This is a genomic window from Phytoamicus setariae (genome assembly GCF_016722925.1).
GTDB classification, from domain to species: Bacteria; Pseudomonadota; Alphaproteobacteria; order Rhizobiales; family Rhizobiaceae; genus Rhizobium_E; species Rhizobium_E setariae.
Map to the genome: position 1 here is coordinate 376,313 of NZ_JAEQNC010000005.1, position 16,482 is coordinate 392,794.

The following is a 16,482-nucleotide window of genomic DNA, read 5'->3' on the forward strand; positions in this document are numbered from 1 at the left end:
AGGGAAATATGGGAAATATCCAGCTCAAGAATGTCAACAAGTCCTTCGGCAATGTCGCGGTCATTCCCCGCATCGACCTGACGATCAACAACGGCGAGTTCGTGGTCTTCGTCGGTCCGTCCGGATGCGGCAAGTCGACATTGCTGCGCCTGATCGCCGGCCTCGAGGACACGACTTCGGGCACGATCGAGATCGACGGGCGAGACGTGACCGGCGCGGCACCCGCCAAGCGCAGGCTGGCAATGGTGTTCCAGTCCTACGCGCTCTATCCGCATATGAGCGTCTACAAGAACATTGCCTTTCCCCTGAAGATGGCAAAGATGGCGCCTGCGGCGATCGACAAGAAGGTGCAGGACGCCGCGCGCGTCCTCAACCTCACCAGCTATCTCGACCGCCGTCCGGGCCAGCTTTCCGGCGGCCAGCGCCAGCGCGTCGCAATCGGGCGTGCCATCGTCCGCGAGCCGTCCGCCTTCCTGTTCGACGAACCCCTGTCCAACCTCGATGCCGCCCTGAGAGGCAACATGCGGCTGGAAATCAGCGAATTGCATCATCAGCTGAAGACGACGATGATCTACGTCACCCACGACCAGGTCGAAGCCATGACCATGGCCGACAAGATCGTCGTGCTGAATGCCGGCAATATCGAGCAGGTCGGTTCGCCGATGGAGCTTTACCACAAGCCTGATAACCTGTTCGTCGCCGGCTTTATCGGTTCGCCGAAAATGAACCTGGTGTCGGGGGAAATCGCAAAGCCATATGGCGCTGCGACCATCGGCCTTCGCCCAGAGCATCTGACCGTTTCCAAGACCGAAGGAAAACTGAGCGGCACAGCCGGGGTCACCGAGCATCTCGGCTCGGACACGTTCATTCACGTAAGGACCGACGGTGCAGGCATGATAACCGTGCGCGCGCCCGGCGATACCGACATACGCTTTGGAGACAAGGTCTACATCACGCCGGATCCCAGCCGGATCCACAGGTTTGATGAGAAAGGCTTGGCCATCCGATGAACCGGCTAAAAGGGAAATCGGCGCTGATCACCGGATCGGCGCGCGGCATCGGGCGTGCGTTTGCGGAGGCCTATATCCACGAGGGCGCCACCGTCGCCATCGCCGATATCGACTTCGAACGAGCGGAAAAAACGGCATCCGAACTTGGATCATCGGCTTATGCCGTCCGGCTTGACGTAACTGATCAAGCATCGATTGATGCGGCAATCGCAGCGGTAGAGGCACGTACTGGCGGCTTGGACATTCTCATCAACAACGCCGCCCTGTTCGATCTGGCGCCAATCGTCGAGATCACTCGCAAGAGTTTTGACACGCTGTTTGCCATCAACGTCTCCGGCGCGCTGTTTACGATGCAGGCAGCGGCGCGATCGATGATCCGGCGCGGCAATGGCGGCAAGATCATCAACATGGCCAGCCAGGCCGGACGGCGCGGCGAAGCTTTGGTGGCAGTCTACTGCGCGACCAAGGCCGCAGTCATCTCGCTGACCCAGTCGGCAGGGCTCGACCTCATCAAGCACAGGATCAACGTCAACGCCATTGCCCCGGGTGTCGTCGATGGCGAGCACTGGGAAGGGGTTGATGCGCTGTTTGCCAAATACGAAAACCGCCCGCTCGGCGAAAAGAAGAAGCTTGTCGGCGAGGCCGTGCCCTTCGGACGCATGGGAACGGCCGAGGATCTCGCCGGCATGGCCATTTTCCTGGCCTCCCGCGAAGCCGACTACATCGTCGCCCAGACCTACAATGTCGATGGCGGCAACTGGATGAGCTGACCTCGTCCGCAGCACACAGGAAAAGATGCCATGAGCAACGCCCTATCGCTAGACAACCTCCGCCATATCCAGGCCAAGGCTGCGATCCCCAACTACCAGCGCAGCGATATGAAAGCCGGCATTGTCCATTTCGGAATTGGCAATTTTCACCGGTCACATCAAGCTGTCTATCTCGATGACCTGTTCAATCTCGGCGTCGATCACGACTGGGCGATCATCGGCGCGGGCGTCACCAGCTACGACAGCGCAATGCGCGACAAGCTCATGGCACAGGATTATCTCACGACCGTGGTCGAACAGGATGTCGGCAGATCCGAGGCGCGCGTTACCGGCGCCATGATCGACTTCCTCGATCCCGCCAATCCCAGGGCGACAATCGAGAAGCTCGCCGATCCCGCCATCCGCATCGTCTCGATGACGATCACCGAAGGCGGCTATTTCATCAACCCGGCCTCCGGCACATTCGACCCCGCACATCAGGCTATCGTCGCCGATGCCGCCAACCCGGCCAATCCGAAGACGGTGTTCGGCATTATTCTCGCCGGCCTCAAACTGCGCAGCGAGCGCGGTATTGTTCCCTTCACCGTCATGTCCTGCGACAACATTCCCGGCAATGGCCATGTAACGGAACATGCCGTGGTCGGCCTTGCAAAGCTCTCCGATCCATCCTTTGCCGACTGGATCGAGAAAACCGTCGCTTTCCCCAACTCCATGGTCGATCGCATCACGCCTGCGACTGGTAGTCGCGAAATCGATCATTGCGAGGAGGTCTTCAATATCGCCGACCACTGGCCGGTTTATTGCGAGGAATTCAAGCAATGGGTGATGGAGGACAAGTTCACCGCCGGACGCCCGGCGCTCGAAAAGGTCGGCGTCACCTTTGTCGATGATGTCGCCCCGTTTGAGCTGATGAAGATCCGCATCCTCAACGGCGGCCATGCCGCCATCGCCTATCCGGCGGCACTACTCGACATCCATTTCGTTCATGAAGCGATGCAGGAGCCCCTGATCCGCGATTTTCTCGGCAAGCTCGAAATGTCGGAGATCATCCCCTGCGTGCCGCCGGTGCCCGAAACCGACCTCAACGACTATTTCAGTCTGATCGAACGCCGCTTCGCCAACCCCAAGATCGGCGACACGATTCCCCGGCTTTGTCAGGATGGATCGAACCGCCAGCCGAAATTCATTTTGCCCTCGACAGCCGACCGGCTGAAGCGCGGCGGCGACATCACCGGCCTTTCACTGGTCTCGGCGCTCTGGTGCCGGTATTTCGCCGGCACCTCCGATAGCGGCCAAAAGATCGAGTTCAACGATGCCAGCGCCGACCGACTGCACGCGGCTGCGCTACGGGCAAAAGATTACCCCCTCGCCTTCCTTGAACTCGGCGAGATCTTCGGTGATGTTGGCAAAGCTGAAATTTTCCAGAAGCGATTCACCCGTGCCCTGACCTCTCTGTGGGACAGGGGAACGAGAGAGACTTTGTCTGCCTATCTGGAAGGAAGTCTGGGAGTATGACATGCAGTCGAGGTACGGAAACAGGATAGGGCCCCGGGTGTATCCATCGATGGCCAAGCCGCTGGCGATGGGCTGAGCTATGGCCGCCCCCGCCTCTCATCTCATCATCTTCGATTGCGATGGCGTGCTGGTTGACAGCGAGCCGATCTCGTTCAGCGTGTTGCGCGATACCCTGGCAAATGCCGGCGTCAACGTTTCAGAAAGCCGGGCCTATCAACAGTTTCTCGGCAAGAGCATGGCGACAATTACCCGGCTGATCGCCGATGAATTCTCGATCTCGCTCGGCCAGGAGCACATAGAAGCGATGCGCCGCGAGCTGTTTGCGCGCTTCCAGGCGGAATTGCAGCCAATACGCGGGATCAGGGAGCTTCTGGAAAATTCCCCCTATACCCGTTGCGTCGCCTCTTCCAGCCAGCCCGAACGTATCCGCCTTTCCCTCAAAAAGACTGGCCTGATCGATTTCTTCGAACCCAATATCTTCAGTGCGACCATGGTCAGCAAGGGCAAGCCGGCACCGGATCTGTTTCTGCATGCGGCGCAAAGCATGGGCTTTGCGCCGTCGCAGTGCATCGTCATCGAAGACAGCCCCGCCGGGATCAAGGCGGCACATGCAGCCGGCATGCATGTGTTCGCCTTCACCGGCGGATCGCATGCCGAAATCTCCAATCTCCGCGAAATGGTCGTGTCCCTAGAGCCAGCAGCGATTTTTGATGATATGACCGCTCTACCCGGATTGATCGATACGCTGAGGGCCTGAGGAGACATGGGGGAATTCGTCGTCGCAGTCGATGTCGGCACCGGCAGCGCACGGGCGGGCGTCTATGACCGCTCGGGAAAACTGCGGGCGCGCGCCGCCCGACCCATCCTTATGAACCGGCAAACACCTGCCAACGCCGAGCATAGTTCCGAAGACATCTGGCGCGCGGTTGTCGGCAGCGTGCAAGAAGCGCTCGACCAATCTGCAATTGACCGGCGCGCGGTCGATGCCATCGGCTTTGACGCGACATGCTCTCTGGTGTTTCTGGACGACAAGGATCAGTCGCTAAGCATCGCCGCAAATGGCGCAGCCGGATGGGACACCATTGCCTGGCTCGATCATCGCGCGACGGCTGAAGCCGATCAGCTCACGGCAAGCGGCCAGCCCGCGCTTGCCTATTCAGGCGAGATTGTCTCCCCCGAAATGCAACTGCCCAAGATCATGTGGGTCAAGACGCATCTGCCCGGGATATGGGCAAAAGCAGGCACGATCCTCGATCTCGCCGATTATCTGACCTTTCGCGCCACAGGCAAGAAGACGCGTTCCACATCGACGCTCGCGACCAAATGGAACTATCTCGCCCATGCCGAAAACGGCTGGGACACCGATCTTCTCGCCAGCGCCGGGTTAGCCGATCTGGCGACAAAGGCAGCAATCCCTGCAGAAAACATTGCACCGGGCAAGTCCATTGCCACACTCTCGGGCCAAGCGGCAGCGCAGTTCGGCTTGCCGAAAACCTGCAGGGTAAGCGCCGGAATGGTCGATGCCTTCGCGGGCCTGCTAGCGCTGACTGGCGCCCGACCGGACGATGCGTCTGCGGTCGGCCTGATCGGCGGAACTTCAAGCTGCGTCATGCGCATGGCGCGTAAGCCGCAGTTCCTTCGTTCGTTCTGGGGCCCGTATTTCGGCGCGGCGCTGGAAGGGTGGTGGGTCCTTGAAGGCGGCCAGTCGGCGACGGGCGCGCTGCTCGATCACATCGTCCGCACCCACCTGGGAAAGGAACCGGCTGCCGATCTGCATGAGACAATCCTTTGCCGCATCACCGAGCTTCAGGAAACACATGGCCTGTCACTCGGAAGCGGCATCCATATCCTTCCAGATTTTCACGGCAACCGCACGCCGATCGGCGACGCCCGTGGCCTCGGCGTAATCCACGGCCTGACCCTCGACGGCTCGTTCGACGGTTTCTGCGCACTCTATTATCGCACGATGCTATCGATTGCGTTCGGCGTCAGACAGGTTCTCGACATGCTTGACGGTTCCGAGCCCGCAATGAACACCCTGTGTCTGGGTGGCGGCCATGCGAAGAACGCCCACCTCATCAAACTCTATGCGGATGTCACTGGACGCAACGTTGCGATATCGGCAGGCGAGGAAGCGATGCTGCTGGGCACCGCCATGACCGCAGCGAGTGCGGCCGACTGGTATCCGTCGCTGGTGGATGCCTGCGGCGCAATGGCCCGCCAGGCAACCGTCGTCAAACCGGATCCGCAGCGTTTCACCGCCCATGACCGCGATTATCGGGTGTTCCTGAAAATGCAGGAACACCGCAGCGATATCCTCGGCATGGCATAGGCGCCGCCTACATCTTCACCCGCCCGCTTTCCGCGTCATAGAGCGGCTGGATCGAAACCTTTGCCTTGACCCGCTCGGTGGCGACTTCCAGCTCGTAGTCGCCGGAGAGCACGTGCTCGGCCGTAACCCCATTCGGATCCCTGACATAGCCGATACCGATCGACTTGCCGATCGTGTAGCCGAAACCGCCCGAGGTCAGCCAGCCGGCCCGCTGGCCATTGCGGTAGATCGTCTCGCGACCGAGCAGCACGACATCGGGATCCTCGACCGTGAAGCAGGCGAGGAATTTCTTCACGCCGCTTTTTAGCTGCCTCTCGATTGCCTCGCGCCCCCGGAAGGCGATGCCGGATTTCATCTTCACCGCCCAGGACAGCCCGGCCTCGACCGGCGTATGATCCGGGCCGATATCGGAGCCCCAGGCGCGATAGAATTTCTCCAGCCGCAGGCTCTCGATCGCCCGATAGCCGCCATTGACCAATCCGGCCGCCGCACCCTTCTCCATCAGCAGTGCGTAGACCGCCCCTGCATATTCGACCGGCAGATGCAATTCGTAGCCTAGTTCGCCGACATAGGTGATGCGCAGCGCCCTGACCGGGGCACCCGCTATGCCGATTGTCCGGAACTGACCGAACGGCAAGGCAGAACTGGACACATCGGCCGACGTGACCGACGCCAGAATATCGCGCGCCTTCGGTCCCATCAGCGACAACACCGTCCATGCCGACGTGACATCGACCAGCGAGGCGTTCAGGCCATCCGGGATGTTACGGGCGATCCAGTCGAAGTCGTGCGTCGCAAAGCCGGTGCCGGTGACGATGTAATACTCGTCCTCGGCGATCCGCGCGCAGGTCAGGTCGCACTCGATGCCGCCCTTGTCGTTGAGCATCTGGGTATAGGTGAGCGTGCCGTGCTTTCTGCCGACATTGTTGGCGGCGATCCATTGCAACGCGGCTTCCGCATCGCGCCCCTTCAATGCGAATTTCGCAAACGACGTCTGGTCGAAAAGCACGGCGGCTTCGCGCGCCGCCCGGTGTTCGCGGCCGACGGCATCGAACCAGTTCTGCCGGCCGAAGGAATAGACATCCTCGGCCTTCTCACCCGTCGACAGGTCGGCAAACCAGTTGGGCCGCTCCCAGCCGAGCTTTTCGCCGAAGCATGCGCCCTGTGCCTTCAGGCTAGCGTAAAGCGGCGACTTGCGCGCCGGCCGACCGGACTGGTTTTCCTCGAACGGCCAGGCCAGCGTATAGTGCTTGCCATAGGCCTCGTAAGTGCGGGTGCGCACCCAGTCGGTGTCGAAATGCGGCCGGCCGAAGCGCCTGATATCGACAGGCCAGAGATCGTAAGGCGCCTCGCCCTTCACCGCCCATTCGGCAAGCGCCATGCCCGCGCCGCCGCCCGAGGCGATGCCGAAGGCGTTGAAGCCCGCACCGACGAAGAAGTTCTTCAGTTCCGGCGCCTCGCCGAGGATGAAGTTGCCATCGGGCGTAAAGCTTTCGGGTCCGTTGAGCAGCTGCTTGATGCCGGCGGTCTCGAGCGCCGGCACGCGGCCGAGCGCCAGTTCCATGATCGGCTCGAAATGATCGAAATTGCTGTCGAGCAAGGTATAGTGGAAGCCTTCCGGAATACCGTTCTCGGCCCAGCCGATCGGGTTGGGCTCATAGCCGCCCATCACCAGGCCACCGACCTCTTCCTTGTAATAGGTCAGCCGGTCCGGGTCGCGCAGTGTCGGCAGGTTGGAAGGCACGCCGAAGGCCTCGGTGATCATGTACTGATGCTGCACCGAAACCAGCGGCACATTGACGCCGAACCGGGCACCAAACGCCCGCGTCCATTGTCCGGCGCAAACCACGACCTTTTCGCACTCGATCCGGCCGCGCTCGGTGATGACGGCGCGGATTTTCCCCTTGTCGATCTCCAGATCGATGACCTCGGTGTCCTCGAAAATCGAAACGCCCGCCATCCGCGCGCCCTTGGCCAGCGCCTGGGTAATGTCAGATGGATTGGCCTGTCCATCGGTCGGCAGGAAGGCGGCGCCGACGACGTCATCGACCTGCATCAGCGGCCAGAGGTCCTGCGCTTCCTTTGGCGTCAGCAGATGCATTTCCAGTCCAAAGGAATGGGCCGTCGTCGCCTGCCGTTTGACCTCGGTCCAGCGCTCGCTGTTGCAGGCCAGCCTCAGCCCGCCATTCATCCTCCAGCCGGTACCGAGCCCGGTTTCGGCTTCCAGCATCTTGTAAAGGCTGACCGAATGGCCGAGCAACTGGGTGATGTTGGCGCTGGTGCGCAACTGCCCGACAAGGCCGGCCGCATGGAACGTCGTGCCCGATGTCAGCTTCTTGCGTTCGAGCAGCACCGTGTCGGTCAGCCCGAGCTTGCCGAGGTGGTAGGCGGTCGAACACCCGATAATACCGCCGCCAATGACGACGACCTTTGCACTGGAAGGAAGTTCCTTCATCACATATCCTCAAAGTTCTTGAAAGGAGGCCCAAGCGCCGTCGAAGCGCGAGCGGTTTTCAGCCGTGTAGCTCTTGTAGTCGAAGCCGATTGTCGAATGGATTTCCGACACCATGCTCCACATCGTCTCGCGCAGCAGCGAGGCGCATTTCATTGCCTGATAACGCCGCCAGAGCGCGTCGTTGACCGGCACCTCGAAATAGGCTTCCAGCAGCGAAATCTCCCGGTCTTCGCCAAGCGAATTGTTCGAGGCGAGGCCGCCGAGATCGAACAGCGGCGAATTGAAGCCGGCATAATCCCAGTCGATCAGCCACAGCCGTTTTCCATCGTCGAGAATGTTGGCCGCCAGCAGATCGTTGTGGCCATAAACGATGCTGAACGGCCCAGCCGCCGCTTCCAGGGCCTCTGTCTTCTCGAGCAGGAAGCGCAGGTCAGACACATAGGGGCTTTGCCCGTCTTTCAGCGTGTTGGCGTAATCGCGGATCACCTGGAACACCCAGAAGATCATGGCCGGACCGCGGAAATGCTTGGGAATGTCGAGGTGGCAGGCGCGTATCAGTTTGACGATACGCCCGAGCATGGCCGGATCGTCGATGTCGGCGGGCGTGAGCGTTTTCGCCTGCAGATACTCCATCACCAGGATTCCCGGCGCATGATGCAGGATGGCAGGCGAGATGCCCGCCGCATGCGCCGCCCGACTTGCGGCAAGCTCGTTTGCCCTGTTGATCATGTGGACAGGGATATCCTCGCCGAAACGCACGGCGACGGTGCGGGCATGATCCTTCACCAGATAATTGCGGTTTGTCATGCCGCCCGAAAGCGGCTCGATCGAAATCGCCCCCTGCCAGATGCCAAGATTGCGTATCCGATCTTCCGGTGCATTCATCAGACCCCTCCCCGGCACAAAGATGCAAATGCAACTGTCGGCGTTAAGCTTTAAGTAAGGCTTGCATTAAGCTATTCTTGCGGCTTCGACGATCAGGCCTATAGATTCCCCGAATTCCAAATTCGCGTCAAGCAATAACCACATAAAGATGCGTATTCTTGGTAATTTGTTGTATTTAGAATAATTCTAGAAACGTATGCAGGCAGGCATTTGCTGAAGCCCGCGACTGGAGGGGGCATGCAAACAACCGAACGAACGAACCAGCATGCCAATCATAGAGAACGGGAAATACTCGATGAACTCAGGCTCTCAGGTGGCTCGAGCCGCATCCAGTTCCTCGCCGAGCGGCTGAACGTTTCCGAGGAAACCATCAGACGCAATCTGAAGCTGATGGAGGAGGCCGGGCTGGTGACCAAGGTGCATGGGGGCGTGCATCTCAAGGGCCATGCAAGCGAGCAGCCGCTGCATTTCCGCATGAACGAAAACCCCGAGGCAAAACGGGTGATCGCCGCCGAAGTGGCCTCGATGATCGCCAACGGAGATTCGCTTTTCCTCGACGTCGGATCGACGACCGCCTTTATTGCCGTCGCATTGCAGAAACATCAGAACCTGTTCGTCGTCACCAACTCGCTGTCGGTTGCCAACGCGCTCGCGGCGCGCAACAACAATCGGGTGTTCTTTGCCGGCGGTGCGCTTCGCTCCCACGATGGCGGAGCATTCGGCATCGAAGCCGTCAGTTTCGTCAGGCGCTTCAATGTGCGCTACGCCATCCTGTCGGTCACGGCGATTGACGCAAAGAACGGCTTTATGCTGCAGGATATGGAGGAGGCCGAGTTTTCGCGCGCAGCGGCGCGACAGGCCGAGCAGCGCGTTGTCGTCGCGGATGCCGGCAAGTTCGGGCATACCGCACCGATCATCATCGACGATCCGCGGACCTATACGCGACTTGTCACCAATGCAGCCCCGCCTGCCGATATCGCCGCCATGCTGACGGCAAACGAAATCGCCCTGACGATCGCCGGCGCCAAACACTCGCCGCAAAGCGATACATAGACTGTCGCGCCAAGACGCACTTCTTGCCAACAAGCCGGAAATCATGTTCAAGCGAAGGCTTGTTCGTGAAGGGAATTCGGGGGGCTTATGAAAACTCTTATCATCGGCGGCAGCCATGCCGCACTGTCACTGGCCGCCGACCTCCGCAAGCTTTCGCCGGATGCGGAGATTGCCGTCGTCAGCAGCGACCGCGGCCTGCCCTATCAGCGGCCTCCGCTTTCCAAGGCATTCATGTCGAAGAAGGTTACGCTCGAGCAAATCCTGCTGCGGCCCGATGACTGGTACGAAACCAACAAGATCGGGCTTCGCTCCGGCACGACCGTCAAAACAATCCACCGCCTCGCAAAGACCGTCGATCTGTCTGATGGCACGGTGCTCACCTACGACAATCTGGTGCTGGCGACTGGGGCCAGGCCCCGGCGCCTGCCAGAAGCAATCGGTGGCAACCTCGAAAACGTCTTCGTCATGCGCGATCTGGAGGACGCTCTGACGCTGATGGACCGGATGACCGAAGGCGCGCGCCTTGTGGTCATCGGCGGCGGCTATATCGGCCTGGAAGCTGCCTCGGAAGCCGCCAAGAAGGGCGTCACCGTGACCGTCGTCGAGGCCGCCGACCGCATTCTCAAGCGTGTTGCTTGTACGGAAACCGCAGACGATGTCCGCACGTTGCACCAGTCTCACGGCGTCCGCATTTTCGAAAATGCCAGCATTACCCGCATCGTCGGCGAAAACGGCAAGGCAATCGGTCTGGAACTGTCCGACGGCTCGTTCATCGCTGCCGATTTCGTCGTCACCGGCATCGGCGTGTTTCCGGATACCGCGCTTGCCGAAGCCGCAGGCCTGGTGGTCGAGAACGGCATCGTGGTCAACGGCCGGCTCGAAACCTCCGATCCTTCCATCTATGCGATCGGCGACTGCGCTTCCTTCCCCTACAAGGGAACGATGATCCGGCTCGAATCCGTCCAGAATGCCCATGATATGGGCATTGCGGCAGCCGAAAACATCATGGGAGGCAATGTTGCCTACAAGCCCGTGCCGTGGTTCTGGTCCGATCAGTTCGATCTCAAGCTGCAGATTGCCGGCCTCAACATCGGCTATGACCATGTCATCAGCCGGCCCGGCGCGCGCGAAGGCGCCAAATCGCACTTTTATTTCCGTGGCGACGAGTTTCTGGCCGCCGATTGCCTCAATGACGGCGCAACCTACATGATCTGCCGCCGACTGCTCGAAGGTGGAAAGACCCTGACGCGGGCGCAGGCGGACGACCACAGCCTGAGTCTCAAGACCCTGCTTTCCTGATCCAGGAGTATTCCGATGCCCGTTCCCGAAAACCGCCTGAAGGCTATGCTGAACGCCGGCCAGGCCACCACCGGCCTGTGGCTGTCGCTGACCAGTCCCTATGTCGCCGAACTTGCGGGATATACCGGGTTTGACTGGCTGATGATCGATGGCGAACATGCGCCCAACGACATCATGACGATTATGGCGCAGCTGCAGGTCCTGAAAGGATCGTCTTCCTCGATTGCGGTGCGCCCACCGGTTGGCGAGACGCATCTCATCAAGCAGTTGCTCGATATCGGCGCCCAGTCGCTGTTGATTCCGATGGTCGAAAGCGGCGAGCAGGCCGAGAAGCTGGTGCGGGCGGTGCGCTATCCGCCGCATGGCATTCGCGGCGTCGGTGCATCAGGGGCGCGGGCCTCGAACTTCGGCAACATCACCGATTACATGGCGACCGCCGACAGCCAGATCTGCCTGATGCTGCAGATCGAAAGCCGCGCCGGCATGGCAGCGCTCGATGCGATCGCCACCACCGACGGCGTCGATTGCGTGTTCATAGGCCCCTCCGATCTGGCCGCCGACATGGGCTTTCCCGGCAACCCGTTCGCACCGGAAGTCCAGGCAGTGATCGAGGATGCCATCATCCGCATCCGCGCCCATGGCAAGGCCGCCGGCGTCTACATGGGCGATCCCGACTATGTGAAGCGCTATCTGGAAATCGGCGCGACTATGATCGCCATCGGCTCCGACGCTGCAGTGCTTGCACGCGGCCTCAAAGAGCTCAACGCACGCTACAAGCTTTCCTGAACACCGCTGTCCGATCACACGGATTTGTTATGTTGTTAACATTTTTCGTTGACGTCTCACAAAAATCCCTGCATGCTCCGGCTATCGTCACAGCCGGAGGATGCGCGACATGGCACGCAGCACGGAACGACTCGATGCACTTGCGGCGCTGATTGGCGAACGCGGCGTCGTTCACCTCAAGGACGCAGCCAGGGCGCTGGGCGTTTCCGAAATGACCATCCGCCGTGACATATCCGGCGAGGCTGACCGCTTCGCCTACCTTGGCGGGCACATCATGCCTGCCCAGGCCGTCGAGCCCGAACAGCCCTATGAACTGTCGATCGCGTCCGACAAGCATGCGCAGGCCAAGCGCCAGGCCTGCACGCATGCGCTGGATCACCTTCGCGCCGAGGATACGATTTTCGTCGATTGCGGCTCGACGCTGATGCATCTGGCCGACATGCTGCCGGACTCGATGCCACTGACGGTGGCTTGCTATGCCCTCAACATCGCCGAAAAAATCGCCGCCAAGCCGAACATGCGGCTGATCATGCTGGGTGGGTTCTATCACCCCGCCTCGGCTTCGTTTTCCGGCGCCTTTGCGCTGGAGCTGCTCGATCAACTGGGCGTCAACACCGCATTCCTGTCGGCGGCGGGACTGGACGAAGAGCGCGGCGCAACCTGCGTGCATTTCCACGAGGCGGAGATAAAGCGCAAGGCCATGGCCGTCTCCCGTAAAAAGGTACTTGTGCTCGACACCAGCAAGATCGGCCGCATCCGCCCCGCCTTCTTTGCCAAGACAGAGGAATTCGACGCGATCTATACCGAAGACGGCGCCTGGCAGCCTGAAGATCTCGGCTAGTGCCGCATTGACGCCTTTGTCCACGACGAGAATGTCGCTTGACGGATCACCGTTTTGGTGCAAAAATAACAACAATCTGATAAAATGATAACAAACACTGTTCCGCTCGAACAGGGCCGGGAGGCTGACGTGGACAAGACTGCAATCGACAACCCAGCGCACACCGCCAATCACGGCTGGCCGCGCAATCCCGGCATGGAGCTCGATCTCGGCTGGGTGATGGACCAACGGGTCAATCTCTCTGCCGGCGAACGCCGCGTGGCGACGCTACCCGGCCGCCGCACGGTCAAGAAGGATGCGCAGGCCGCCTGGCTGCTGAAGGCGCTGACCTGCATCGACCTGACGACGCTGAACGGCGACGATACGGCCGGACGCGTCAAGCGTCTCTGTGCCAAGGCCGCCAATCCGGTTCGCCCCGACATTCTCGAAGCGCTCGGCATGGGCAACCGCAGGATCACCACCGGCGCAGTCTGCGTCTATCACCGCTTTGTTTCGACCGCTGTCGAGGCGCTGGACGGCACCGGCATTCCGGTCGCCGCTGTCTCCACCGGCTTTCCCGCTGGCCTTTCGCCGCATGCGACCAAGCTGAAGGAGATCGAAGCATCGGTCGCCGATGGCGCGAAAGAAATCGATATCGTCATCACCCGCGAGCATGTGCTGACCGGCAACTGGGAAGCGCTGTACAAGGAAATGCAGGAATATCGCGCCGCCTGCGGCGAGGCCCATGTCAAGGCGATCCTGGCGACCGGCGACCTCAAGACGCTGCGCAACGTGGCGCGCGCTTCGCTCGTCTGCATGATGGCCGGCGCCGATTTCATCAAGACCTCGACCGGCAAGGAAGGCGTCAACGCCACCCTGCTCGTCACCCTGATCATGATCCGCATGATCCGCGAATACGAGGAACGCACCGGCTTCAAGGTTGGGTACAAGCCTGCCGGCGGCATTTCGACCGCCAAGGACGTGCTGAACTACCAGTTCCTGATGAAGGACGAGCTGGGCCGCGAATGGCTGGAGCCGGATCTTTTCCGCATCGGCGCTTCGAGCCTGCTCGCCGACATCGAGCGCCAGCTCGAGCATCACGTGACAGGAGCCTACTCCTCCTTCGCCAGACACCCGATTGGATGATGACCATGTCAGTAGCAACCTATTTCGACCAGATGTCATACGGACCCGCACCCGAAGCCGATACCGAAGCCCGCGACTGGCTGAAGCGCTACGGCGCCTCCTTCGGCCATTTCATCAACGGCGATTTCCGCCCGTCGACGTCGGCCAAGACCTTTGTCACTCATGAGCCGGCCACCGGCGCGCAACTGGCGACCCTTGCCATCGGCTCTGCCGAAGACGTCGATCTGGCTGTCGCTGCCGCCCGCAAGGCGCAAGGCCCATGGTCCAAGCTTTCCGGCCACCAGCGCGCCCGCCACCTCTATGCGCTTGCCCGCATGATCCAGCGGCACGGCCGCCTGCTCGCCGTCGTCGAAGCAATCGACAACGGCAAGCCGGTGCGCGAAACCCGCGACATCGACATCCCGCTCGCCGCCCGCCACTTCTATCATCATGCCGGTTGGGCGCAGCTGCAGGAAACCGAGTTTTCCGACCACAATCCCGTCGGCGTCGTCGGCCAGATCATCCCGTGGAATTTTCCGCTGCTGATGCTTGCCTGGAAGGTCGCACCTGCTCTGGCGCTCGGCAACACGGTGGTGCTGAAGCCCGCCGAATTCACCTCGCTGACGGCGCTGCTGTTTGCCGAGCTTGCCGCCGCTGCCGGCCTGCCGCCGGGTGTTCTCAACGTCATCACCGGCGAAGGCGAGACCGGCGCGCTGGTTGTCGACCATCCGGGCATCGACAAGATCGCCTTTACCGGCTCGACGGAAGTCGGTCGCATCATCCGCGAAAAGACCGCCGGCTCTGGCAAGTCGCTGACGCTCGAACTCGGCGGCAAATCACCCTTCATCGTCTTCGATGACGCCGATATCGATGGCGCGGTCGAAGGCGTGGTCGATGCCATCTGGTTCAACCAGGGCCAGGTCTGCTGCGCCGGTTCCCGGGTGCTCGTCCAGGAAGGTATAGCACCCAAATTCCACGCTCGCCTCCGCCGCCGCATGCAGACGCTGCGTGTTGGCCATCCGCTGGACAAGGCGATCGACATGGGCGCCATCGTCGCGCCCGTGCAGCTGAAACGCATCGAGGCGTTGGTCAACCAGGGTGTGAGCGAAGGCGCCGAGCTCTATCAGAGCGACATCGAACTGCCCAAGGTCGGCTCCTATTACAAGCCGACGCTGCTCGCCAATGTACAGCCGACCTCGATCGTCGCCACCGAGGAAATCTTCGGACCGGTCGCCGTGTCCATGACCTTCCGCACGCCGGAAGAAGCTGTACAGCTCGCCAATCACACCCGTTACGGCTTGGCCGCATCGGTCTGGAGCGAGACGATCGGGCTTGCGCTGCATGTTGCAGCCAAGCTGCAGGCCGGCGTCGTCTGGGTCAATGCCACCAATCTCTTCGATGCGTCTGCCGGGTTCGGCGGCAAAAAGGAATCCGGCTTCGGCCGCGAGGGCGGCAAAGAGGGCGCCTATGAATATCTCAAGCCGAAGGCCTGGGCCAACTTGAAGCCGCGCGCAGAGATAGCGGCGCCGCAGCTCAAGACCACTGCCGGCGATTTCGCCGCACCGCTGATTGACCGCACGGCCAAGCTCTATGTCGGCGGCAAGCAGGCACGGCCCGATGGCAATTACTCCCGTCCGATCCTGTCACCCAAGGGCAAGGTCGTCGGCGAAGTTGGCGAGGGCAACCGCAAGGACATCCGCAACGCGGTGGCCGCAGCACAGGCTGCCTCAAGCTGGGCGGGTGCGACGGCGCACAACCGCGCCCAGATCCTCTATTACATTGCCGAAAACCTGGCGTCCCGTGAGGACGAATTCGCCGCCCGCATCATGGCACAGACTGGCCGTTCGGCATCCTCATCCAAGGCTGAAGTCGACATGTCGATTTCGCGCCTCTTCACCTATGGCGCCTGGGCCGACAAATATGAAGGCCTCGTCCACACACCACCGCTGCGCGGTGTGGCGCTGGCGCTGCCTGAGCCGCAGGGCGTCGTCGGGGTGATCTGCCCGCCGGAAGCGCCGCTGCTCGGCTTCATCAGCCTTGTCGCGCCGCTGATCGCGGTCGGCAACCGCGTCGTTGCCGTCCCCAGCGAGCCTTATCCGCTGTCGGCCACGGATTTCTACACCGTGCTGGAAACGTCAGACGTTCCGGGCGGCGTGCTCAACATCGTCACCGGCTCGGCGGTGGAACTCGGCAAGGCGCTTGCCAGCCACAACGATGTCGACGCGCTCTGGGCCTTCGGCTCGCCGGCCCTGTCTGCCATGGCAGAAAAGGCTTCGACCGGCAATCTCAAGCGCGTCTTTACCGACTATGGCAAGGCGTTCGACTGGATGGATCCCGTCCAAGGCGAAGGCCCGCTGTTCCTGCGTCGGGCTACGGACGTGAAGAATGTCTGGATTCCCTACGGGGAGTGAGGGGTAGAGGCTCACCTCTTA

Annotated in this window: 13 protein-coding genes; 11 read left to right on the plus strand and 2 right to left on the minus strand. The window is 61.1% G+C overall.

What is annotated here, in order from left to right:
• The first annotated feature begins 8 nt into the window (after positions 1–8).
• The 5 genes from JJB09_RS11650 (at position 9) to JJB09_RS11670 (ending at position 5,627) form a co-directional block, all read left to right on the plus strand.
• Positions 9–1,010, plus strand: coding sequence for an ABC transporter ATP-binding protein (locus tag JJB09_RS11650; protein WP_201657806.1), 1,002 nt, complete (start codon positions 9–11; stop codon positions 1,008–1,010).
• Positions 1,007–1,780 (plus strand): L-iditol 2-dehydrogenase, encoded by a 774-nt coding sequence (locus JJB09_RS11655; RefSeq protein WP_201657808.1) that lies wholly within the window; start codon positions 1,007–1,009, stop codon positions 1,778–1,780. The genes JJB09_RS11650 and JJB09_RS11655 overlap by 4 nt, the downstream gene beginning before the upstream one ends.
• Before the next feature lie 30 nt (positions 1,781–1,810).
• Positions 1,811–3,295, plus strand: coding sequence for a mannitol dehydrogenase family protein (locus JJB09_RS11660; RefSeq protein WP_201657811.1), 1,485 nt, complete (start codon positions 1,811–1,813; stop codon positions 3,293–3,295).
• Between the two features lie 79 nt (positions 3,296–3,374).
• Complete coding sequence (locus tag JJB09_RS11665) at positions 3,375–4,052, plus strand: HAD family hydrolase (protein WP_201657814.1); 678 nt, start codon at positions 3,375–3,377, stop codon at positions 4,050–4,052.
• A gap of 6 nt (positions 4,053–4,058) precedes the next feature.
• Complete coding sequence (locus tag JJB09_RS11670) at positions 4,059–5,627, plus strand: FGGY-family carbohydrate kinase (RefSeq protein ID WP_201657816.1); 1,569 nt, start codon at positions 4,059–4,061, stop codon at positions 5,625–5,627.
• A 7-nt stretch (positions 5,628–5,634) separates the two neighbouring features.
• On the opposite strand, the gene JJB09_RS11675 is transcribed toward JJB09_RS11670, so the two are convergent.
• Positions 5,635–8,085, minus strand: coding sequence for an FAD-dependent oxidoreductase (locus JJB09_RS11675; protein ID WP_201657819.1), 2,451 nt, complete (start codon positions 8,083–8,085; stop codon positions 5,635–5,637).
• 6 nt (positions 8,086–8,091) lie between these two features.
• Positions 8,092–8,967 (minus strand): choline/ethanolamine kinase family protein, encoded by an 876-nt coding sequence (locus JJB09_RS11680; protein ID WP_201657822.1) that lies wholly within the window; start codon positions 8,965–8,967, stop codon positions 8,092–8,094.
• 237 nt (positions 8,968–9,204) lie between these two features.
• On the opposite strand from JJB09_RS11680, the gene JJB09_RS11685 reads away from it, so the two are divergent.
• From JJB09_RS11685 to JJB09_RS11710, 6 genes are all read left to right on the plus strand, one after another.
• Positions 9,205–10,020 carry a DeoR/GlpR family DNA-binding transcription regulator gene (locus JJB09_RS11685; protein ID WP_201657825.1) on the plus strand — a complete coding sequence of 272 codons (816 nt, stop codon included), beginning with the start codon at positions 9,205–9,207 and terminating at the stop codon, positions 10,018–10,020.
• Between the two features lie 87 nt (positions 10,021–10,107).
• Positions 10,108–11,319: an NAD(P)/FAD-dependent oxidoreductase gene (locus JJB09_RS11690; protein WP_201657828.1), complete on the plus strand. Its 1,212-nt coding sequence runs from the start codon at positions 10,108–10,110 to the stop codon at positions 11,317–11,319.
• Between the two features lie 15 nt (positions 11,320–11,334).
• Entirely contained in the window at positions 11,335–12,105 is a 771-nt protein-coding gene (locus JJB09_RS11695) for an aldolase/citrate lyase family protein (protein WP_201657831.1), read from the plus strand.
• Between the two features lie 109 nt (positions 12,106–12,214).
• Positions 12,215–12,946 carry a DeoR/GlpR family DNA-binding transcription regulator gene (locus JJB09_RS11700; RefSeq protein ID WP_201657834.1) on the plus strand — a complete coding sequence of 244 codons (732 nt, stop codon included), beginning with the start codon at positions 12,215–12,217 and terminating at the stop codon, positions 12,944–12,946.
• 129 nt (positions 12,947–13,075) lie between these two features.
• Positions 13,076–14,071 (plus strand): deoxyribose-phosphate aldolase, encoded by a 996-nt coding sequence (gene deoC / locus JJB09_RS11705; protein ID WP_425523710.1) that lies wholly within the window; start codon positions 13,076–13,078, stop codon positions 14,069–14,071.
• 5 nt (positions 14,072–14,076) lie between these two features.
• Positions 14,077–16,461 carry an aldehyde dehydrogenase family protein gene (locus JJB09_RS11710; protein WP_201657840.1) on the plus strand — a complete coding sequence of 795 codons (2,385 nt, stop codon included), beginning with the start codon at positions 14,077–14,079 and terminating at the stop codon, positions 16,459–16,461.
• Positions 16,462–16,482 lie beyond the last annotated feature (21 nt).

Excerpts from the sequence above, each read along its gene's own strand:
- JJB09_RS11650 (WP_201657806.1), top strand. The coding sequence starts at position 9 with ATGGGAAATATCCAGCTCAAGAATGTCAACAAGTCCTTCGGCAATGTC.
- JJB09_RS11655 (WP_201657808.1), top strand. The coding sequence starts at position 1,007 with ATGAACCGGCTAAAAGGGAAATCGGCGCTGATCACCGGATCGGCGCGC.
- JJB09_RS11660 (WP_201657811.1), top strand. The coding sequence starts at position 1,811 with ATGAGCAACGCCCTATCGCTAGACAACCTCCGCCATATCCAGGCCAAG.
- JJB09_RS11665 (WP_201657814.1), top strand. The coding sequence starts at position 3,375 with ATGGCCGCCCCCGCCTCTCATCTCATCATCTTCGATTGCGATGGCGTG.
- JJB09_RS11670 (WP_201657816.1), top strand. The coding sequence starts at position 4,059 with ATGGGGGAATTCGTCGTCGCAGTCGATGTCGGCACCGGCAGCGCACGG.
- JJB09_RS11680 (WP_201657822.1), bottom strand. The coding sequence starts at position 8,967 with ATGAATGCACCGGAAGATCGGATACGCAATCTTGGCATCTGGCAGGGG.
- JJB09_RS11685 (WP_201657825.1), top strand. The coding sequence starts at position 9,205 with ATGCAAACAACCGAACGAACGAACCAGCATGCCAATCATAGAGAACGG.
- JJB09_RS11690 (WP_201657828.1), top strand. The coding sequence starts at position 10,108 with ATGAAAACTCTTATCATCGGCGGCAGCCATGCCGCACTGTCACTGGCC.
- JJB09_RS11695 (WP_201657831.1), top strand. The coding sequence starts at position 11,335 with ATGCCCGTTCCCGAAAACCGCCTGAAGGCTATGCTGAACGCCGGCCAG.
- JJB09_RS11700 (WP_201657834.1), top strand. The coding sequence starts at position 12,215 with ATGGCACGCAGCACGGAACGACTCGATGCACTTGCGGCGCTGATTGGC.
- JJB09_RS11710 (WP_201657840.1), top strand. The coding sequence starts at position 14,077 with ATGTCAGTAGCAACCTATTTCGACCAGATGTCATACGGACCCGCACCC.